This is a genomic window from Pseudomonas sp. 31-12 (assembly GCF_003151075.1).
In the GTDB taxonomy this organism is placed as follows: domain Bacteria; phylum Pseudomonadota; class Gammaproteobacteria; order Pseudomonadales; family Pseudomonadaceae; genus Aquipseudomonas.
In genome coordinates this window covers 2914875-2935027 of sequence record NZ_CP029482.1, presented here as the reverse complement: position 1 = coordinate 2935027, position 20153 = coordinate 2914875, and the positions used below count along the sequence as shown (strand labels likewise).

General features: G+C 60.2%; 20 protein-coding genes and 1 pseudogene. 10 read left to right on the top strand and 11 right to left on the bottom strand.

Annotation, left to right across the window (positions count from 1 at the left end; translation table 11 throughout):
• Window positions 1–7: 7 nt before the first annotated feature.
• The 3 genes and pseudogenes from DJ564_RS13900 to DJ564_RS13895 all read left to right on the top strand — a co-directional run bounded on the left by DJ564_RS13900 (window position 8) and on the right by DJ564_RS13895 (window position 1690).
• Window positions 8–1039 (top strand): D-cysteine desulfhydrase family protein, encoded by a 1032-nt coding sequence (locus tag DJ564_RS13900; protein ID WP_109630185.1) that lies wholly within the window; start codon window positions 8–10, stop codon window positions 1037–1039.
• A gap of 25 nt (window positions 1040–1064) precedes the next feature.
• Window positions 1065–1187, top strand: a pseudogene (locus DJ564_RS32015) (DUF6124 family protein); the annotation flags it as partial.
• Between the two features lie 155 nt (window positions 1188–1342).
• Complete coding sequence (locus DJ564_RS13895) at window positions 1343–1690, top strand: pyocin S6 family toxin immunity protein (RefSeq protein WP_371922066.1); 348 nt, start codon at window positions 1343–1345, stop codon at window positions 1688–1690.
• Between the two features lie 72 nt (window positions 1691–1762).
• On the opposite strand, the gene DJ564_RS13890 is transcribed toward DJ564_RS13895, so the two are convergent.
• Window positions 1763–2101, bottom strand: a complete 339-nt coding sequence (locus tag DJ564_RS13890; protein ID WP_007895103.1) for an FKBP-type peptidyl-prolyl cis-trans isomerase — start codon at window positions 2099–2101, stop codon at window positions 1763–1765.
• 175 nt (window positions 2102–2276) lie between these two features.
• Here DJ564_RS13890 and DJ564_RS13885 point away from each other — a divergent pair, with 175 nt between their 5' ends.
• Window positions 2277–3350, top strand: a complete 1074-nt coding sequence (locus DJ564_RS13885) for a sensor domain-containing diguanylate cyclase (RefSeq protein WP_109630184.1) — start codon at window positions 2277–2279, stop codon at window positions 3348–3350.
• Window positions 3351–3362: 12 nt separating this feature from the next.
• Here DJ564_RS13885 and DJ564_RS13880 read toward each other — a convergent pair whose 3' ends face one another.
• The gene (locus tag DJ564_RS13880; protein ID WP_109630182.1) at window positions 3363–3671 is read right to left on the bottom strand and encodes an RcnB family protein; all 309 of its coding nucleotides are present in this window, start codon (window positions 3669–3671) and stop codon (window positions 3363–3365) included.
• A gap of 206 nt (window positions 3672–3877) precedes the next feature.
• On the opposite strand from DJ564_RS13880, the gene DJ564_RS13875 reads away from it, so the two are divergent.
• Together DJ564_RS13875 and DJ564_RS13870 are read left to right on the top strand one after the other, a co-directional pair.
• Window positions 3878–5170 carry an MFS transporter gene (locus tag DJ564_RS13875; RefSeq protein WP_109630180.1) on the top strand — a complete coding sequence of 431 codons (1293 nt, stop codon included), beginning with the start codon at window positions 3878–3880 and terminating at the stop codon, window positions 5168–5170.
• 25 nt (window positions 5171–5195) lie between these two features.
• A complete protein-coding gene (locus tag DJ564_RS13870) occupies window positions 5196–5972 on the top strand; it encodes a substrate-binding domain-containing protein (protein ID WP_109630178.1) in 777 nt (258 codons plus the stop codon).
• On the opposite strand, the gene DJ564_RS13865 is transcribed toward DJ564_RS13870, so the two are convergent.
• Window positions 5962–6876, bottom strand: coding sequence for a LysR family transcriptional regulator (locus tag DJ564_RS13865; RefSeq protein WP_109630175.1), 915 nt, complete (start codon window positions 6874–6876; stop codon window positions 5962–5964). The genes DJ564_RS13870 and DJ564_RS13865 overlap by 11 nt on opposite strands.
• A gap of 158 nt (window positions 6877–7034) precedes the next feature.
• On the opposite strand from DJ564_RS13865, the gene DJ564_RS13860 reads away from it, so the two are divergent.
• A complete protein-coding gene (locus tag DJ564_RS13860; protein WP_109630172.1) occupies window positions 7035–8846 on the top strand; it encodes a monovalent cation:proton antiporter-2 (CPA2) family protein in 1812 nt (603 codons plus the stop codon).
• A 117-nt stretch (window positions 8847–8963) separates the two neighbouring features.
• Here DJ564_RS13860 and hcnC read toward each other — a convergent pair whose 3' ends face one another.
• The 5 genes from hcnC to DJ564_RS13835 all read right to left on the bottom strand — a co-directional run bounded on the left by hcnC (window position 8964) and on the right by DJ564_RS13835 (window position 13856).
• Window positions 8964–10214 carry a cyanide-forming glycine dehydrogenase subunit HcnC gene (hcnC, locus tag DJ564_RS13855; RefSeq protein WP_109630169.1) on the bottom strand — a complete coding sequence of 417 codons (1251 nt, stop codon included), beginning with the start codon at window positions 10212–10214 and terminating at the stop codon, window positions 8964–8966.
• Window positions 10207–11616 (bottom strand): cyanide-forming glycine dehydrogenase subunit HcnB, encoded by a 1410-nt coding sequence (hcnB, locus tag DJ564_RS13850; RefSeq protein WP_109630166.1) that lies wholly within the window; start codon window positions 11614–11616, stop codon window positions 10207–10209. Before hcnB ends, hcnC begins: the two co-directional genes overlap by 8 nt.
• A complete protein-coding gene (hcnA, locus tag DJ564_RS13845) occupies window positions 11613–11927 on the bottom strand; it encodes a cyanide-forming glycine dehydrogenase subunit HcnA (RefSeq protein ID WP_109636029.1) in 315 nt (104 codons plus the stop codon). The genes hcnB and hcnA overlap by 4 nt, the downstream gene beginning before the upstream one ends.
• A 234-nt stretch (window positions 11928–12161) precedes the next feature.
• Window positions 12162–12701: a hypothetical protein gene (locus tag DJ564_RS13840; RefSeq protein WP_109630163.1), complete on the bottom strand. Its 540-nt coding sequence runs from the start codon at window positions 12699–12701 to the stop codon at window positions 12162–12164.
• Window positions 12702–12914: 213 nt separating this feature from the next.
• The gene (locus tag DJ564_RS13835) at window positions 12915–13856 is read right to left on the bottom strand and encodes a hypothetical protein (protein ID WP_109630160.1); all 942 of its coding nucleotides are present in this window, start codon (window positions 13854–13856) and stop codon (window positions 12915–12917) included.
• A 377-nt stretch (window positions 13857–14233) separates the two neighbouring features.
• On the opposite strand from DJ564_RS13835, the gene DJ564_RS13830 reads away from it, so the two are divergent.
• A complete protein-coding gene (locus DJ564_RS13830; RefSeq protein ID WP_109630157.1) occupies window positions 14234–14917 on the top strand; it encodes a response regulator transcription factor in 684 nt (227 codons plus the stop codon).
• Window positions 14895–16289, top strand: a complete 1395-nt coding sequence (locus tag DJ564_RS13825) for a HAMP domain-containing sensor histidine kinase (RefSeq protein WP_109630155.1) — start codon at window positions 14895–14897, stop codon at window positions 16287–16289. Before DJ564_RS13830 ends, DJ564_RS13825 begins: the two co-directional genes overlap by 23 nt.
• Before the next feature lie 137 nt (window positions 16290–16426).
• On the opposite strand, the gene DJ564_RS13815 is transcribed toward DJ564_RS13825, so the two are convergent.
• From DJ564_RS13815 to DJ564_RS13805, 3 genes are read right to left on the bottom strand one after another with little or no spacing between them, the layout of a single operon-like run.
• Window positions 16427–16837: an SRPBCC family protein gene (locus DJ564_RS13815; RefSeq protein WP_109630149.1), complete on the bottom strand. Its 411-nt coding sequence runs from the start codon at window positions 16835–16837 to the stop codon at window positions 16427–16429.
• Between the two features lie 27 nt (window positions 16838–16864).
• Window positions 16865–17662 (bottom strand): SDR family NAD(P)-dependent oxidoreductase, encoded by a 798-nt coding sequence (locus tag DJ564_RS13810; RefSeq protein WP_109630147.1) that lies wholly within the window; start codon window positions 17660–17662, stop codon window positions 16865–16867.
• Window positions 17663–17673: 11 nt separating this feature from the next.
• The gene (locus DJ564_RS13805) at window positions 17674–18681 is read right to left on the bottom strand and encodes an aldo/keto reductase (protein ID WP_109630144.1); all 1008 of its coding nucleotides are present in this window, start codon (window positions 18679–18681) and stop codon (window positions 17674–17676) included.
• A gap of 117 nt (window positions 18682–18798) precedes the next feature.
• Between DJ564_RS13805 and DJ564_RS13800 the strand changes: the two genes are divergently transcribed.
• Window positions 18799–19695 (top strand): LysR substrate-binding domain-containing protein, encoded by an 897-nt coding sequence (locus DJ564_RS13800; RefSeq protein WP_109630143.1) that lies wholly within the window; start codon window positions 18799–18801, stop codon window positions 19693–19695.
• Window positions 19696–20153: the final 458 nt, after the last annotated feature.

Genomic DNA, 20153 nt, shown 5'->3' with positions numbered 1-20153 from the left:
GCCATTGATGCAAACCCTACTGGACACGTCACTGAGTTCTTTTGCGCGGGCCGACCTGTTGCAAGGCCCCACGCCGATTCAGCGGGCTGAACGCCTGGAACAACTGCTGGGCTTGAAGGCGCAAGGCATCGGCCTGTTTCTCAAACGCGATGATCACATGTTGATCGGTGGTGGTGGCAACAAACTGCGCAAACTTGAATTCCACCTTGGCGCGGCGCTCGCGGCCGGGGTCGACACGGTCATTACCATCGGCGGTCTCCAGTCCAACCATGCGCGCCTGACCGCAGCGGTGTGCGCCCGTCTGGGCATTGCCTGCGAACTGATCCTGACCCGGTCGGTGCCAAAATCCGAAGTGGACTACGAGCTGAACGGCAACATTCTGCTCGACCAGTTGTTTGGCGCAGAAATACGGGTGCTTGCCGGTGGCAGTGACTCACTCGCCGAGGCTGAGAAACGCGCCGTGCAACTTCGAGAAGCCGGACGCACGGTTTTGGTGATACCGACGGGGGGCTCAACGCCGCTCGGCAGCCTCGGTTATGCGCGTTGCGCAGCGGAGATCGCGCAGCAGGAAACGGAACTCGGCCTGATTTTTAGCCAGGTGATCGTGCCCAATGGCAGCGCTGGCACCCATGCCGGGCTCGCAGCAGGGTTCCAGTTACTGGGTCGGGGGACGTCGATCGTCAAGTCGTATTCGGTCTTGTCTGATCGGGACACGTCAGCGGACAGGACCGTGAAGTTGACTCAGGACGCACTGATGTTACTGGGCAGCAACGCCGTGGTTCAGGCTTCAGATATTGTCATTGATGGCAGTCAGTTGGGCGACGGTTACGGTCTGCCGACGCCCGACATGCTGAACGCGGTGCACCTGATGGCTCGCGCCGAAGGTGTGTTGATTGATCCGGTGTATTCCGGGAAAGCGTTTGCCGGGCTGCTGGGCGATCTCAGGCACGGGCGTTTCCAGCGCGGTGACAATGTGCTGTTTGTCATGACGGGCGGAACGCCAGGGTTGTATGCCTATCGGGAGACATTTCAGGTCTGAAGGTGTGCAGCCGCTTGATCACTACAGCGACTTCGCCGACCCGCTGAAAGGCCTGCATCGCAGCAAGGCGCTGGGGATTGCGAAGGTCGTCATGCTGGACGAACTGGCGGTAAACCGGGCGCTGGATAGCATCGATCCGAAAGGCTAGCGGAATTCTGTGGTGAGGCGGATCCCTCACCACAAGAGCCGTAGCGAGCCGTACCTTTTGCAACAACAACTCAATATTCAGAAAATGCCTACATCCATTTAATGCCCATTGAGATAGCGTCCGCATCGCTTACAAAAGTTGAAACAAGGACGCTCATGGCTAGCAACACAAACATACCTCCGATTCAAAACCCACCGTCAGGCGACGGGCACGCCGCCCGCAAGACCTCGCAGGACTATCCGGGCAAAAATCAGGAGGCCCATTATGTTTTCTGGATCAGTGGATTTTCAAAGGGTGATCACGAGGGTGACGTCTTAAAGTACGAATTGACCGTTCTACCTGAGTTTGAAGACGCAATGATGCGTGTACTCGGCTGGAAAAATCTTGAAGAAAGCGCGTACGGGGACTGCTTGCTGACCGCTGAACAAATCCGACAAATCGCCATGGCACTCGATGTGCAGCTACCGACTGACCTGGACCTCTTCATAGGGGTGCGAGAGTAGTGGCTAAAACCGTTTGATTGCGGCGAGGGGCTTGCCCCCTCGCTGCACATGCCATTTCAACCCACGCGCCAATCAATCATCCCGCGTCAGCACTTCCAGCAATTCAATCTCAAAAATCAGGTTCGAATTCGGCGTGATCGCGCCCATCGTCCGCTCACCGTAAGCCAAGTGCGCCGGCACCAGCAATTTGCGCTTGCCGCCGACCTGCATCCCCATAATTCCCTGATCCCAACCCTTGATCACCCTCCCCGTGCCGATTACGCACTGGAAAGGTTTGCCACGGCTGTAGGAAGAATCGAATTCGGTGCCGTCTTCCAGCCAGCCGCGATATTGGGTGGTGATCAGCGCGCCTTTCACGGCGGCTTTGCCGTCGCCCACTTCCAGATCGATTACCTGCAGTTCATCATTCATCACGTTCACTCTATTGTTCTCTCGCCCGATAGGGCCCAATGGGCGCCGTTTTCCCAGAAATGCGCGCCATTGGCAACCCATTCGGAACGATTTTGGGCATTAACCTCAACTAAGCTAAGCCACACCAAGGCACACCAAGGCACACGGATCAATACGACACGATGGCAATTCCTGAATGAATGACGTCTGGACCAGCGCAACCATCGGCTCGGTAATGCTTGCCCTGATCATCGCGCTGATCTGGCGCGAACGCTCGCTGCACAAGCAGTTGGCTGAGCAACGCGCACTGATCGACAGCCTGTCCGAGGGGCTGCACATCCGCCAGGACGGCGATGCCGAGCGTTTCAAGCGCAGCCAATACTTTGCTCGCATCGGCACCTGGGATTGGGATGTCGATACCGACAAGCTTTACTGGTCAGACGCCATCTATGGAATGTTCGGCTTCAAGATCGGCGAGGTGACGCCCTCCTACGCCCTGTTCTGCGCTTGCGTACACCCAGACGACCGGGCCAGAGTCCGGGCCGGGGAACTGCGTTGCCTGGAAACCGGCGAAAACCATGATGAGGAATACCGCGTGGTCTGGCCCGACGGCAGCATTCGCTGGCTACGGGAAACCGGCAACGTGGTCAAGAACGACCATGACGCCACCATCAAGATGATGGGCGTGGTGCGCGACATCACCGAGGAAAAAGCCTCGGCCAGCTATCTGCAGCACCTGGCGCATTACGACCCGTTGACCGGCCTGCCCAATCGCCTGGTGCTGGAAGAGCGCCTTTGCGAAGCGCTTGAACAGGCACGCGTCAGCGCCACGCGGGTGGCGTTGGTGTTTGTCGATCTGAATGGGTTCAAGGCGATCAATGACCATTACGGGCATACGGCCGGCGACCGAGTGCTGATCACTATGGCCACACGATTGAAGAAAATCCTCCGTTCAACCGACACCGTCGCCCGGATCGGCGGCGATGAATTCGTGGTCATTCTTCAGGGCTTGCCCCAAGGCGTCAGCCTGCAAGACGAGGCACGCCGCATCTGCCAGAAAATCTTCGTCGAACTGTCACCGCCGATCACCATCGGCAACGACCAGCGCCACATCGGCACCAGCCTGGGCGTGGCGGTGTTCCCGGACCACGCGCCGAGCATGGACCGGTTGATTCACATTGCGGACCTGGCGATGTATGAGGCGAAACGCAGCGGGAATAATCAGTATCGGTTGGGCACTGAAAACCCTGCGCGTGCTCACAGCGAATAGTCTTTCGGTGGCCTAACGCTCCACCGGCGTGATGTCCACAATCGTCCCGTTGGTGACCATCACCATCATGTACTTGTCATTGATCTGCACCCACTGCGCCTGTTCTTTCGGTGCTTTCAAGCCTTTCGCCTTCCAGTTGCGCAGTGCTTTGTCGCTGCGTTGGTAAACGTCCGGGGCGCGGTCGCCGACCACCAGCTCGCGGGTGTTGTTGACCCCGGGCTGGACGGTTTTTTGGGGTGGGTCATCCGCTTGAACGATGGGGCTGATACCGGCAAAGCCAGCGGCAATGGCCAAGGCGGCGATGAGGGTTTTGCTGTTCATGGGTGATCCTCCGTTGATGGCATACCCAAACTCCGACTGCGCGAACGGTGAATCATTCCTTCAGCGCTCATTGATCCGCTTCACGCATTAATGCATGCCAACAATGCACTTATCATATCGATCGCCCTGTTCCACCATTTGCCTCAATAAGAACCGTGCACTGCGTCCAGGCAATGCACGTCATAAAAGCGGTGGAGTACAGCTCAATGGCAACATCAATACCTTCCGGGCGTTCTCGCGCCAGTGCAATATTGCGGGTCACTTCAGGCAATTTCCTCGAACAGTTCGACTTCTTCCTTTTCGGCTTTTATGCCACGCAAATCGCCGCCGTATTCTTCCCGGCCAGCAGTGAATTCGCTTCACTCATGATGACCTTCGCAGTGTTCGGCGCAGGCTTCCTCATGCGTCCTTTGGGTGCGGTGGTGCTGGGTGCGTACATCGACGATGTGGGCCGACGCAAAGGACTGATTGTGACGCTGTCGATCATGGCCAGCGGCACGATATTGATTGTGTTGGTGCCCGGTTACGAAACGATCGGGTTGTTCGCACCGGCCATTGTGCTGATCGGTCGATTGCTGCAGGGCTTCTCGGCGGGTGCGGAAATGGGGGGTGTCTCGGTTTACCTCTCGGAGATCGCCACGCCCGGCAATAAAGGCTTCTTCACCAGTTGGCAGTCGGCCAGTCAGCAAGTGGCGATCATTGTCGCCGCCGCGCTGGGCTATGGTCTGAACCAGTGGATGGCGCCGGCGATGATTGCCGATTGGGGCTGGCGAATTCCGTTTTTCGTTGGGTGCATGATCGTGCCGTTCATTTTCTTCCTGCGCCGCAACCTGGAAGAAACCGAAGAGTTCGCCGCGCGCAAGCACCGTCCGAGCATGGGCGATGTGTTCCGCACACTGGCGCAAAACTGGGTGATCGTCTTCGCCGGCATGATGATGGTCGCGCTGACCACCACCGCCTTTTACCTGATCACCGTATACGCACCGACGTTCGGCAAAACCGTGCTGCACCTGAGCACGTCCGATGCGCTGTTAGTGACGTTGCTGGTGGGTGTGTCGAACTTCTTCTGGCTGCCGCTGGGCGGAGCCTTGTCCGACCGTATCGGTCGGCGTCCGGTGCTGATTGCCATGGCGTTGTTGACCCTTGCCACCGCCTATCCGGCGCTGACCTTCCTGGTGAACGCGCCGAGTTTCATGCACATGCTGTTGGTGTTGCTGTGGCTGTCGTTCATTTACGGCTTGTACAACGGCGCGATGATCGCCGCGCTCACGGAAATCATGCCGGTCGAGGTACGGGTCGCCGGTTTCTCCCTGGCCTACAGCCTGGCCACGGCGGTATTCGGTGGCTTCACCCCAGCGATGTCGACCTTTTTGATTCAGTACACCGGCGATAAGGCCGCGCCCGGCTACTGGATGAGTTTTGCCGCGCTCTGCGCCTTGTGCGCGACGCTGTATCTCTATCGTCGCTCGACCGGTCGCCTGCAACCGGCGATGTCTTGAACCTGCCCTTTTAGAGAAAATGCCCATGAAGAAGCTATTCAATATTGCAGCCCTGGCCCTGGTGGCCAGCCTTGGCCTGAGTACCGTCACCCAGGCGGAAGAGATTCGCGTGATGACCTCCGGGGGTTTTACCGCGGCCTACAAAGTCCTCGGTCCTAAATTCACCGCATCCACCGGCAACACGCTCGACACCGTCCTGGGCCCGTCGATGGGCAAGGCGCCGGAAGCGATCCCCAATCGACTCGCCCGAGGTGAAAAGGCCGACGTAGTGATCATGGTCGGCTACGCCCTCGACGACTTGATCAAGCAAGGCAAAGTCGACCCTGCTTCACGGGTGGAACTGGCGGACTCGCGGATCGGCTTGGTGGTGCGCGAAGGCGCGCCGAAGCCAGACATCAGCTCTGTGGACGGCCTGAAAAAGACGTTGCTCGACGCCCGGTCGGTGGCGTATTCCGACAGCGCCAGCGGCGTTTACATCGAGGATCAGCTGTTCAAGCGCCTGGGCATCGAAGATCAATTGAAACCCAAATCAACCATGATCCCCAGAATCCCGGTCGGTTCGGTGGTTGCCACGGGCGATTACCAGTTGGGATTCCAGCAAGTCAGCGAATTGCTGCCCGTACCGGGGGTCAGTTTTGTGGCGAAGATTCCGGAATCGGTACAGTCGGTGACACGTTTTGCAGCCGGCATCCCGATGAATGCACAACACCCGGCCGAAGCCAAGGCACTGCTTGACTATATGGCCTCCTCCGCCGCTCAGCCGGACGTCAAAGCAACCGGGCTGGACTCGGTCAGCCGCTGATAACGAGTGGCTGCACTTTCATTTCCACCACCAGCCGTACCAGCTCCAACGCAGCCGGGGTCAGGGTTCGCCCCCGGCGTTTGATCAGACCGACACTGCGCATCACCTGCGGGTCGGTCAGCGGCACCCGCGTCAGTATCGGATGATCGGCGGCCGGCATCGCCATCAACGGCACCGCTGCCACCCCCAACCCCGCCTCCACCAGCCCGATCATCGTCGTGACATGGCGGGTTTCGCAGATGCTCGGTCGCTGCGGCACGATACCGCTCAGTGCCTGATCGAGCAGAAAGCGGTTGCCGGACGTCTTGTCCAGCGAAATATAGTCCTGCTGATAAAACTCATCCCAAGTCACGCTGCTGCGCCCGGCCAACGGATGATCGCGCCGACAGGCCACCACGTAACCCTCCTGCACCAGCGGCTCAAACTCGACCTCGGCATCCAGCGTGCCCATGAAACTCAGACCGAAATCCGCCTCACCGTTGACCACTGCGCTGAGCACGTCATGGGCGCTGGAGTCCAGGACCTTGACTTTGATCCGAGGAAAATGGCGGTGGTAATGGGCAATCACGCGCGGCATGAAGTAGTAAGCCGCCGACGGCACACAGGCAACCGTGACATGACCGAGCCGGGTCGAAGCCACTTCACTGATGCCCAGCAATGCGATGTCGAGGTCATCGAGCAATCGCTCGACACTTGGCATAAAACCGCGCCCGGCCTGGGTCAGACTGACCTTGCGGGTGGTGCGCTCGAACAAGCGCACACCGAGAGCATCTTCGAGTTTTTCGATTCGCCGGCTTAGCGCTGGCTGGGAAATGCGCACGGTATCGGCCGCCTTGCGAAAGCTGCCCTGCTCGACCACGGCACGGAAGGCTTGCAGATCGTTGAGGTCGAAGTTGATCGCCATTGTGTGCACTCGTGGGACGGACAGATTGATCAGCTTATCCTATGAATGTAACCAATTGATGCAAGTTGTAACAGCATGACTCCAGCTCTTTGCTGACGCGTCTGGTTCCAACCTTTATCCTGTTGCCCCCGCCGTACTGAGTGAATGGAGTTTTTGTCATGCCCCACGAAGGCAACCTGTTGCAAGCCGCTGTCGTTTTTCTGTTCGCAGCGGTGCTCACCGTGCCCTTGGCCAAACGCCTGCAATTGGGAGCGGTGCTGGGTTATCTGTTTGCCGGGGTCATCATCGGTCCGTCTGTGCTGGGCTTGATCGGCAATCCGCAAAGCGTCAGTCATATTTCCGAACTCGGCGTGGTGTTGCTGCTGTTCATCATCGGCCTGGAATTGTCGCCGCGTCGTTTGTGGGTGATGCGCAAATCGGTGTTTGGCGTGGGGCTGGCGCAGGTGCTGCTGACCGGTTCGGTGATCGGCGTGCTGGCGCTGTTTGTCTTCGGCCAGCCGTTAAACAGCGCCATTGTGCTCGGCCTTGGCCTGGCGTTGTCGTCCACCGCGTTCGGCCTGCAAAGCCTGGCCGAGCGCAAGGAACTGACCAGTCCCCATGGACGTTTGGCGTTCGCGATTCTGCTGTTCCAGGACATCGCCGCGATCCCGTTGATTGCCATGGTGCCGCTGTTGGCGGGCGGCGATCACACCACCACGGCGGCCGAGGACTTGAATCACGGCTTGCGCGTGTTGGGCAGCATTGCGGTGGTGGTGATCGGCGGGCGGTATCTGCTGCGCCCGGTGTTTCGCGTGGTGGCCAGGACCGGTTTGCCGGAGGTGTCCACGGCCACCGCGTTGCTGGTGGTGATCGGCACGGCCTGGCTGATGGACCTGGTCGGCGTGTCGATGGCGCTCGGGGCGTTCCTCGCCGGGTTACTGCTGGCAGACTCTGAATACCGTCACGAACTGGAAGCGCAGATCGAACCGTTCAAGGGGCTGTTGCTGGGGCTGTTTTTCATCAGCGTCGGCATGGGCGCCAACCTGAGCCTGCTGCTCAGCGCACCGATCACGGTGTTGGGGCTGACCCTGTTGCTGATCGCAATCAAGCTGCCGCTGCTGTTTGTGGTGGGCCGATTGGCCGGCGGGCTGGGCAAAGTCAGCGCCATTCGTCTCGGCATCGTGCTCGCTGCCGGTGGTGAATTCGCGTTTGTGGTGTTCAAGATCGGTCGCGACCAGGGTTTGTTCGAGCCGCGCCTGTACGACTTGCTGGTGCTGACGATCACCCTGTCCATGGCTGTCACGCCGCTGCTGTTGCTGCTGTGCGCACGCCTGTATTCGCCGAAAGTGCAGCCCGTGGTGGTGCCGGAGAAATTCCGCGAAATCGACACCGACACTCCGCGTGTGGTGATCGCCGGCATGGGCCGGATGGGCCAGATCGTGGCGCGGATCCTGCGGGCGCAGAACATCAAGTTCGTGGCGCTGGACACCTCGGTGGAAACCATCGAGCTGTCCCGCAGCTTCGGCGGCGTGCCGGTGTTCTACGGCGACCCGATGCGCCCGGAAATCCTCAGCGCGGCCAAGGTCGAGCAGGCGGAATACTTCGTCATCGCCACTGATGACCCGGACACCAACATCAAGACTGCCGAAATCGTGCACAAGCTCTATCCGCACATCAAGATCATCGCCCGGGCACGAAACCGCCAGCATGTGCACCGCTTGGTGGACCTGGGCGCCGAGGCGATTCGCGAGACCTATTATTCGAGCCTGGAAATGAGCCGTCGTACCCTGGTCGGGCTGGGGCTGACCCAGGCGCAGGCCGATGCGCGGATCAAACGCTTCAAGCATCACGATGAACAGGTGCTGGAGGCTCAGCATGCGGTGTATGACGATGCGGCGAAGGTGCTGCAGACCGCCCAGGAAGCCCGGGCGGAATTGGCGCGGTTGTTTGAGTCGGATCAGATGGAGGAGCGGGAAGCGGGTAAGGTTTGAGCCTTGTGGCGGCAGGTATGCCGCCATCGCGAGCAGGCTCCCACAGTGGATCTTCAGTGTTCACACAATCCCTGTGGGAGCGAGCCTGCTCGCGATGAACGATAACGCGGTGTGATGTCAGGCCATTTTCTTCAACCCGACCTCCTCCACCCCAAACCGATCCGCCAAAAACGGCGTGATATCCAACGGCAACGGTTCGTTGTTAACCAGCTTATCCAGCAACACCCCGGTAATCGCCGACGTCAAAATCCCCGTGCGGAAATGCCCACAAGCATTGAGATAACCCTCCACCCCTTTCATCGGCCCAAGAATCGGCAACTCATCCGGCGACCCCGGCCGCAGCCCGGCCCAGGTCCGTTTGAGGTTGACGTCCGCCAATTCGGGGATACACCGAACAGCCCCCTGCACCAACCCGGTAATTTCCGGGTACGTGGTGGTCACGTCGAAGCCTTTATCCTCCGTCGTGCTGCCAATCAGGATTTCGCCGTTGTCCTTCTGCGCCACATAACAATCGCTGGTGGTCAGGCAACCGTTGAGGATTTTCGGCAGGCGCTCGGTCAGCAGAATCTGCCCCTTCACCGGTTTCACCGGAATCCGGATCCCGGTGGCCTGCTCGCTCAAATCCGCGGCCCAGGCACCCGCCGCATTGATCAGCGTGTTGCAATGAAACACTCCGGCTTCGGCCGTCTGCACACCGCTGACGCGCGAACCGTGGTGCAAAACCCCGGTGACGTTGGTGTTGAAGTACAGGTCGACGCCGTTCTGCCGCGCGCCTTCGGTGTAGGCATCGGCCAGCCGGAACGGGCTGACCTGATGGTCGCAGAGAAACTCCAGCGCCCCGCTCGCCTCATGGCTGACACTCGGCTCGGCCTCGCGCAGCGCCGCCTGATCGAGCCAGCGCACCTGATCCGCCAGATGCGGAATGCAGGCAACGATGTGCTCGGCGTAGAGGCGGTCTTCATCGTCATAGATCACGAACTTCAGGCCGGTCTTCTCGAACTTGAAATCCATCCCGTGGTGGTCTTTCAACTCCTGGTGCAGCGCCGGGTACATCGCGTTGGACTGCAAGGCAAAATCGAAGAACGACGGCGGCAAAATGTGCGGTGTGCTGGCGTCCACCACCACTGCCGAACCCTGGGCTTCGCGCTTGCGGTTGGCCGACATCATGCGAAAGAAAATCACCCCGCAACCCAGCCCCACTGACTCGCCAATCGCCCATAGGCCACCGGCGGAAGCGCGGGTTGCATTTCCCGGGCGCTTGCAGTCGATTAACGCGACCCTGAGGTTTTTGCGTTTCGACAACTGATAAGCGCAGGACGCCCCGATCACACCGCCACCGGCGATGACCACGTCATAAAACCTACTCATGATGTGCGGCCTCCGTGCCGACGGAGTGGAACGCAGAAAAGGGAATCGGATCAATCGGAAAACGCGGCCGCAACCAGCCCACGTCCTGCCGACCGGTGGCTTCGCGCAAGCGGTCGGTGCAATAGCCGACGCACATCCGCCCCTGACAATCGCCCATGCTCACCCGAGTGCGCATTTTCAGGCTGGCCAGGTCTTGCACGCCCTGCTCCAGCGCCCGGTCGATATCGGCGCGGGTCGCGTGCTCGCAGCGGCAAATCACCGTGTCGGCGGCCGGCAGCGCGGTTTGCCCGGCGCCGCGTTCGGTGTAGCGGTCCACTGCTGCACGGAAGCGCACGATGGCCTTGAGTTTTGACAAATAGCGGTTGCGCCGAACCAACGCCAACTCCGCGTCCAGCACGTCCCGTTGCAACAGGATCGACGTGGCCGCGATCCGCCCCGCGAGCATCGCCGCTTCGCCACCGCGAATCCCGCCCATATCACCGGCCAGGTGCACGTGAGGCTCGCTGCTTTGCTGCCAGATATTGGCGCTGGCCCGCAGGTAACCGTCGTCGCTGAAACCGTGGTTCAGGCCCATCTGCTGACTGAGTTGGGTGCGTGGAATGAAGCCGTAGCCGACCGCAAGTGTTTGCGCCGGAATCTGTTCGGCACGGTTTAGGTCCGGCACCCAGGTGCTGGAATACGGCGCCACGGTCACGGAACTCAATTCACCCTCACCCTGCGCCGCCACCACGCCCCAGCCGTAATGCATCGGGATGCCATGCAGTTTGAGGAACGCGAGCATGCTCAAGCCATCGAGGAACAGCTGCGGCTTGTTCAGCAGCGACAGGCTTTCCCGAGCGATCTTGCCGAACGCGCACGCCTCATACACACCCGCGACGGTCACGCCGGACGCGTGCAACTGACAGGCCACCAACGGCAATAACGGTCCGGTGCCAGCAATCACCACCGGCCCCTGCGGCTTGACCACTCCGCTCTTGATCTGCAATTGCAGACCGCCCAGCAGGATAACGCCGGGCAAGGTCCAGCCCGCAAACGGCACGCTGCGCTCATGGCAACCGGCCGCGAGCAGCAGTTGCGGGTAGTCGATTTCCAGTAATTGCTCGTCGCTGTCCAGCACCACCAGCGCACGCGTGCCTTCGGCGCCGATTACCCGGTGATTCAGGCGCACGTCGATCAACGCCGAGTGTTCCTGAAACTCGCCATGCAAGGTGGCCAGCGCTTGCGAGTAGCGCGGTCCCAGATAGTCGAGTTGCACGTCATCGCGCAACGGTCCGCGATAGACCACACCCCCCAGCCGCGAAGCTTCTTCAAGCAAGGTGCAACGCACGCCGTGTCGGGCCAGTTCAATGGCCGCGGCCATCCCCGCCGGACCACCACCGACGATCACCGGAAGCAGGCTCATACGCTCTCCTGCTCAACAACGCGGTTGACTTGGGTTTCGACCCTCATGCCATCACGCACCACGGTCTGGCAGGCACGACGTTTGTGCCGGCCATTGATTTTCACCAGGCAGCATTGGCACACGCCCATGCCGCAATAGGCGCCGCTGATTTGGTCGTGATCGTTACGGGCCACCTGGCGCAGGCCAAGGGATTGAATGACCGAGAGGACGGTTTCGCCGAGGGCGGCGCTGACCGCCTGGCCGTTGATGTGCACAGTCATATCCGCGCGCAGCAGCGGCTGGATATCAAATGTTCTGTCTAAGCGTGGCATTGCGATGTTCATCCATGATGAGTTCAGGTGAGGTTCCACAGCTCCTTGCTGCACTACACCTTGCGGGCCACGGCTATGTAAAAACTCGCACTGGTACTTCGACAGCGCAACAGGGTGCGCGTCAAAGCAATGTAGTCGAAGCCGCAGTAGGGGCTTGGATCTTTTACGGTAGGAGATATTGCGTAAGAGAATATTGATCCAGGCCAGTGAAAGACGCCGCCCCCACCTCGTCGATCAGTTGGAGAACACGTACTCGCCCCTGACCTTTTTCGCGCCGATGAAGCCCAGGTCCGGGAACAGCAGGTTTTTGACCAAGGCGACGAAGAACGCCATGCCCAAGGTGATTGCGACGCCGACCACAGTCATCACCGGGTCTTCTTCATAACCCTTGAACATCCGCGAGACCTGGCTGACCGTCAGAATCACGTAAATGGTGTAAGCCTGTGGCACGTACTTGTAGAAGCCCCAGGCGAACGCCAGCGGTACCAATGCCGCAAACAAGGTGAAGAACACGACCGCACCGGAGCCGATCATCGCGCCCAGGTAAAACCCGGAGACCGCTCCCAGCAAGGCTTGAACGCAAGTCAGCGCGATCAGAATGTTGACCTTGAGTGAGTGCTTTTCGCGCAGTGCCGGATCCGGCCTGGCCCCAATCCAGTAAGCCAGTACCCGATCCTTGACCGCCCCACCGGAGAACGCCTTGAACGTCTCGGTTTTGGAACGCCCGGCGTCGAGCATCGCCACCAGTTGCCGTTTGATTTCCTTTTTGTCCAATGTACTTCTCCCCTTCTTGAGTCAATGCAAACTAAGGGGCGCATCTTCGCTTTATTGGACGCCAGAAAGCAAAACGCCGCTTCCACCCGAGGCGGAAGCGGCAGAGGCATGAGCCTCAGAAGATCAATGCATGAACAGGGCGATCAGGATGATGATCGGGATTGGCACGCCAAGAAAGAACAGCAGTAATGAGCGCATGGTAATTCTCCTGGGTTAGCGAACAGGTGGCACGGAAGTGGTGGTCACATAAGCGTCAGTTTCCACATACTCCACGGCATCCCGACGACGACCGCCGAAGGTAGCGGCGAGGCTGGCGAAAAACGCACCGATCAGCAGCGCAATGAACATCCACAGCGACGTCCAGGCAGCGACTTTGGCAGCAGTGTCAGCCGCTTGTTGTGCAGCCAGTTTGGCGTCGGCCACGGCTTTTTGGGTGCGGGCATAGACTTCATCGACACGGCGTTCGGCATCGGCTTGGGTCAGGTTGGTGCGCTGGGCGACCAGCTGGGCCAGGTAAGTGCGGTCTTCGGCAGACAGCTGACCATCATTGCTCAGGGAGCGGACGAAGATGCGCGTCACAGTGCTACGGGCAGCGTCATCACTGACGGCAGCCGGACGATCATCGCGGAACAGGCTGTCAACGAAGTAACCATACTGGTCGCTGTCGGTATTGCCCGCCGCAGTGCCCGCGGCTTGAGTCGCAACACCGGCAGCGCCACCGACCACACTCGCCCCGGCTTGCACACCACCGCTGACGATGCTGCTGACCGAACCGACGACCAGCGTCGCGGTCACCAGCGTTGCAACGCACCAAGCCAGGAAGCCATGAGCCGTGTCACGGAAATAGACTTCATCACCGTGCATGTTGGCCCATTTGACCCGCAGGCGACCGGCGATGTAACCACCGAGCCCGGACGCGACGATCTGTGTAACGGCCAGCCAGATAATCGTTGAAATCCCCAGGCCCTTGGCACTCACACCTTCGTTAGCCCAAGGCGAAACGGCCGAGAATCCAAGACCAAAACCCAGCAGTACCAGAATCAGCGATAACGCAGCTGCCGCAGCGGCACCGGCGAAGATCGCTCCCCAGGACACACCCGAGAGCGTGCTTGATTCTTCTGCGGCAGGATAGAAACCATCAGAGGATCTATTCATTGTTGTATCGCTCCAGGCAGGAAAGATGGTGTTACAACTCTTCGAATGAGTAATTGCAGTCACCGTGCCAGTCGCCAACTTTCAATAAAACGATTTATTTCAACTACTTATAAATTTTGAACTTCCGAAATCCATGCAAATTGCAAGGAAGCGGCAATCGCAGCGGGTTTTATGCATTGGACGATCCAAAGCTCGCAGCCTCGTTTCACTCGACAGCTGCTACAGGGAATACGCATTACTCTGTAGCCGCTGTCGAGTGAAACGAGGCTGCGAGTTCTTGTCTTTCCTTCACGTGAAGTTTTATTTAGAAAGTCCGCAAGCATTTATTGGCAAAATGCCCCCACACTCTGCCATGAACTGACTATCAGGCCAGCCCTATGACCCGCATCTTGACCATCGAAGACGACGCCGTGACCGCCCGGGAAATCGTCGCCGAACTCAGTAGCCATGGCCTCGACGTCGATTGGGTCGACAATGGCCGCGAAGGCCTGGAGCGTGCGGTCAGCGGCAACTACGACCTGATCACCCTCGACCGCATGCTGCCGGAGCTCGATGGCCTGGCCATCGTCACCACGCTGCGGACCATGGGCGTGGCCACGCCGATCCTGATGATCAGCGCCCTCTCCGACGTCGATGAGCGGGTGCGCGGCTTGCGGGCCGGTGGTGACGATTACTTGACCAAGCCGTTTGCCACCGATGAAATGGCCGCCCGGGTTGAAGTGCTGCTTCGTCGCCAGAACACCGTGACCGCCCAGGCGACCACGCTGCGGGTCGCCGATCTGGAGTTGAACCTGATCAGCCATGAAGCCAGTCGCGACGATCAGTTGCTGACGCTGCTGCCCACCGAGTACAAGTTGCTGGAATTCCTGATGCGCAACACCGGGCAAATCCTCTCGCGGATGATGATCTTCGAAGAGGTCTGGGGTTATCACTTCGACCCGGGCACCAACCTGATCGACGTGCACATTGGCCGGCTGCGCAAGAAGATCGATCCGCCTGGCAAAGTCCCACTGATTCGGACCGTGCGAGGCTCGGGTTATGTCATTGCTGAACCCCTCTAACGGCTGGCGCTCTTCCAGCAGCCGCTTGCTCGCGCTCTACAGTTCGCTGTTCGTGATCTGGAGCGGAATTCTGATGGGGGTCATGTACTACGAAGTGTCCGCGTACCTGGACAACCTGGCCAAGCACTCGCTGATGCAACGCCAGCATCTGTTTTCGCACTTTAAGGGCGAGCAATTGGCCGACGCCCTCGCCGTCAGCATGACCTTTGACATTCGCGGCATCGACGCCTACGGCCTGTTCGATTCGCAGCACCGCTACCTCAGCGGCGCGCTGCGGCACATGCCCGAAGGCCTGCCGCTGGACGGCAAGATTCACATGCTCGGCGACTGCGCAGAGTCTGACGACCCCAGCCTGCCCACCGACAGTTGCGACGCGGTCGCGACCCAGACCAAGGACGGTCGCTGGCTGGTGCTGGTGCGCGATAACGGTTCGCTGTTTGCCGTGACCCGGATCATTCTGCACGCGCTGCTCTGGGGGGTGACGCTGACCATCCTGCCCGGCATCGCCGGTTGGCATCTGTTGCGGCGGCGTCCGCTGCGGCGGATTCGGGCGATCCAGGCCAGCGCCGAGGCCATCGTCGCCGGCGACCTGACCCGGCGCTTGCCGCTGTCCAACCGCCGCGATGAGCTGGACATGCTCGCCGCCATCGTCAACGCCATGCTCGAACGCATCGAACGCCTGATGAACGAGGTCAAGGGTGTGTGCGACAACATCGCCCACGACCTGCGCACACCGCTGACCCGCTTGCGGGCGCAGTTGTACCGGATCCAACAGCAGGCGGATGACGGCTCGCCCCTGGCCGTGCAGCTCGATTCCGTCCTCGGTGAAGCGGATACGCTGATGGCACGGTTTCGCGGGTTGCTGCGGATTTCCGAACTGGAGGATCGCCAGCGCCGATCCGGTTTTGTCCAGTTGGACCCCGTGCCGTTGTTGCAGGAACTGCATGACTTTTACCTGCCGCTGGCGGAGGAAGGCGAACTGGTGTTCAAGCTGCAACTGCCGGCATCGCTGCCGATGTTGAACGGTGATCGGGCGCTGTTGTTTGAAGCGGTGGCGAACCTGTTGAGCAACTCGATCAAATTCACACCGCCCGGTGGCGAGGTGATTTTGCGCGGGGTCAATGAAGGTGGGCGCACGCGAATCGAGGTGCTCGATTCAGGGCCCGGCATTGCGGAAAGCGAACGTGAAGCGGTGTTCCAGCGTTTTTATCGTGCCGAGGGCGGGAATCAGAAAAGCGGGTTCGGGTTGGGGCTGTCGATCGTTGCGGCGATTGTCAGCCTGCATGGGTTTGCGCTTGAAGTGGGCAGCAGTGAGCTTGGTGGGGCGCGGTTGGTGCTCGATTGCGGACAGGATCTGATTTCCCAGACCTGACCCGATTTCCCAAACTGACACATCCCCCCTGTGGGAGCGAGCCTGCTCGCGATAGCGGTCGATCAGTCAACATCTTTGTTGAAGCTGAAGACGCAATCGCGAGCAGGCTCGCTCCCACAGGGGATCTACTGCGTTTATCAGGTTGGGTAATTGGCCCGCAGGGCTTCTAGCCCGCCCTGATAGATCCCGGCAAACAACGCCTCAACTTCGGCCTCACTGACACCGACGGGCGTGAACCGACCCGACCACGTCACCCGAGCCCCCTGCCCTTGAGCCTCTACCTTGATCGTCGCCAGGTACTCAGTCGCCGGAAACGGTGCCTGCAAAATCGAGTAGCTGTACGTCTTCCCAGCGTTATCAAACGTCTCCAACCGCTCAACCACCACCGCGCCGTCGGACGTTTGCAGACTGCGCACTCGCCCGCCTTCACTCAGTTCGCTTTTCGGAATAAACGGCAGCCAGTCCGGCAGCGTGTCGAAGCCGCCAATCAATTGCCACACCGCATCGGCCGAAGCCGGAATATCAATAAACGCTGATGCCTTTGCCATGTAATGCTCTCTCTCAATCAATAAAATTCAGATCGCCATGCTGTCGACGACACCGCCGTCGACCCGCAATGCCGCGCCCGTCGTGGCCGAGGACAACGGCGAAGCGATGTAGGCCACCAGGTTGGCGACTTCCTCGACATCCGCCACGCGCTGGATGATCGAGGTCGGCCGCGCCTTGCGTACAAATGCGTCGGCCTCTTCCCGGACACTGCGCCCCGATTCGGCGGTGGCGTCCTTGAGCATTTGCTCCAGGCCATCGGTCAACGTCGGGCCCGGCAGGATCGCATTGACCGTCACGCCAGTGCCCGCCAGCCGTTTGGCCAAGCCATGGGACACCGCAAGGTTGGCGCTTTTGGTCACACCGTAATTGAGCATGTCGGCCGGGATCGCGATACCGGATTCCGAGGACAAGAAGATCACCCGGCCCCAGCCCTGCTTGACCATGTCCGGCACGTAATGCCGGGACAGGCGCACGCCGGAGATCACGTTGACCTCATAGAAACGCGTCCATTCGCTGTCCGGCGTGTCGAAGAAATCCACCTCGTTGAAGATCCCGAGGTTGTTCACCAGGATGTCCGCGCGCGGTTCGGCGGCGAACAGTTGCTCAGCCCCTTCGGCCGTGCCGAGGTCGGCGGTCAGGCCGCGCAATTGCGCGCCCGGCACGCTCTGGCGAATGCTCGCCAGCGCCTGTTCGACCTTGGCCGTCTCGCGGCCGATCACCACCACCGTGGCGCCGGATTCGGCCAGCGCCTTGCTGATGCCCAAGCCAATGCCGGCAGTGCTGCCGCTGACAATGGCGAGTTTTCCAGTCAGATCGATCTTCATGCTCAAACTCCTCAGATTGGCAATGGAGCGCGTTCGCTCACCAGTTTCGCGTCACGCATCGCCTGCCAGAATGCAGCGGGGATCACGGCCGACAGTGCCGCAACATCTTCAGCAATCCGGTCCGGACGGCTTGAGCCCGGAATCACCGCCGCCACGGCCGGGTTGGCCAGCGAGAACTGCAAGGCTGCAGCCTTGATGTCGACACCGTGGGCAGCCGCGATGCGTTTGATCTGCTCGACTTTGTTGACGATGGCCGGGCTGGCTTTCTGGTATTCGAAGTGCGTACCGCCGGCCAGAATGCCCGAGCTGTAAGGACCGCCGACCACGATCTCGACGTTCTGCGCCAGGGCTGCGTCCATCAGACGTTGCAAGGCCCGGTCGTGGTCGAGAAGAGTGTAGCGACCCGCCAGCAGAAAACCGTCCGGCTGGGCTTCGGTCAGATCAAGGGTCAGTTCACAAGGTTCGACCTTGTTCACGCCCAGGCCCCAGCCCTTGATCACGCCTTCTTCGCGCAAACGGGTCAGCACTTTGAACGCGCCGGTACGGGCCTGATTGAAGTATTCCAGCCATTGATCGCCGTAGAAGTCCTGAGCGATGTCATGCACCCAGACGATGTCGAGGCGATCGGTTTGCAGGCGCTTGAGGCTGTCTTCGATCGAGCGCATCGTTGCGTCGGCGCTGTAGTCGTTGACGATCTTGTTCGGGCGGCCGTGTTCGAACACCCCGCTCTTTTCACCCAGGTCGCGGGCGGCAGCGTCTTCGACTTCATCCAGGATGACCCGGCCAACTTTGCTGCTCAGCACGTAGTCGTCGCGGTTGTATTGGGCCAGTGCGGTGCCCAGGCGAATCTCCGACAGGCCCGAGCCGTAGAACGGCGCGGTGTCGAAGTAACGGACGCCAGCGTCCCAGGCTGCGTGAACGGTGGCCTGCGCCTCGTCTTCAGGAATCGCGCGGAACATGTTGCCCAGTGGAGCGGTACCGAAACCCAGCGTGCCGGGCAGTTTGTCTTTCAAGCTCATGATTCAATCCTCGTCAGTTTCAGTGGTCAGTTGCCTGACCGTTGAGCAGATCCTAGATTGCGATGGTCGGACCGTCCAAGACATAATGCGCAGCACTTAAGTCCTGATAGGTCTGACATGATCGACATTCGCCAATTGCGCTACTTCGTCGTCGTCGCCGAAGAAGAACACGTCGGTCGCGCCGCCGAACGTTTGCACATTTCCCAGTCGCCCCTGAGCCGGCAGATCGCCCAGCTCGAAGAACGCCTGGGCCTGACCCTGTTCGAGCGCAGCCAACAGCGCATCCGCCTGACCCGCGACGGCCAGACCTTCCTCGCCGAAACCCGCGCCCTGCTGACCCACGCCAGCCGCCTCGAATCCCTGGGCAAACGCCTCGGTCGCGGCGAAGAAGGCGGCTTGTGCATCGGCTACATCGAGAATGCCATGCACGCCGGCGTGTTGCCCAATGCCTTGCGGGTGCTGCGCGTCGACCGACCGAGCGTGCACGTTGCGCTGTACAACCTGAGCTCCGCCGAACAACTCGAAGGCCTGCGCCAGCGTAGTCTGGATATCGCGCTGGTCAGTGAACCGCCCGTCGCCGATGACCCGGACCTGCTGGGTTTTCAAGTGCTGGACGACCCGATGCTGCTGGCCCTGCCCGAACACCATCCCCTGGCCCTGCAGGCCACGCTGACCCCGGCGGACCTGGCCGATCAGGAATGGATCGGCGTGCAACACCGCCAGAATTGCGCCAGCCGCGAAGACTTCGTCAGCGCCTGCATCCGCGCCGGTTTCACCCCGGACATTCGCATGGAAGCCACCGAGCCTTTCACCGCGTTGGGGCTGGTGGCGTCGGGGCTGGGGATTGCGATGATTCAGAAAGGCTTGAGCCGCAACGCACCGCCGGGCGTGGTGTTGCGGGAAGTGCCGTGGATTTCGTTTACCACGCCCTTGTGGGCAGCGTGGCACCGGATCAATTTGCGGCCGTTGGTGGAGACGTTCAGGAAGGTGCTGACCGAGCCGGGCCCGCATTGATCGTTCCCACGCGTGGGAGCGATCAAAAACCTTTTGGCCTGCAAAACCTCAATGTCTGGAGTTCACAAAACCCCTGTGGCGAGGGGATGATGGGTGGATGAATAGGTCCTGTCGCGCTCGCCTGTTTAACACCGAAACAGCGCTTGTTTAAACGCCCTCAAAGATACTTCCTGAAAGCTACAAAACCTTGCGCCGTTGCCTACGGCTGCGCCAGAATCCGCCGGCTTGTGCGCCTTGGGGCTGCTCGGTAACTTGATTCCCGTCACTGCCCATCAGTGATCGGGTTTAGTCGCCCGGCTAAGTTAAAGCGGTCGCATGAGCATTGTCAGTCAGGTATTCGCCTGTACTTTATGGCAGCTGTGCGCAAGGCGTCTTCGGACGCGCCGGATTTTTGCTTTTCCTTGCCGGTCGACTAACTTGCGCACGGCTGCCACCCCCTCGTTTAGTCGCGAGATGGT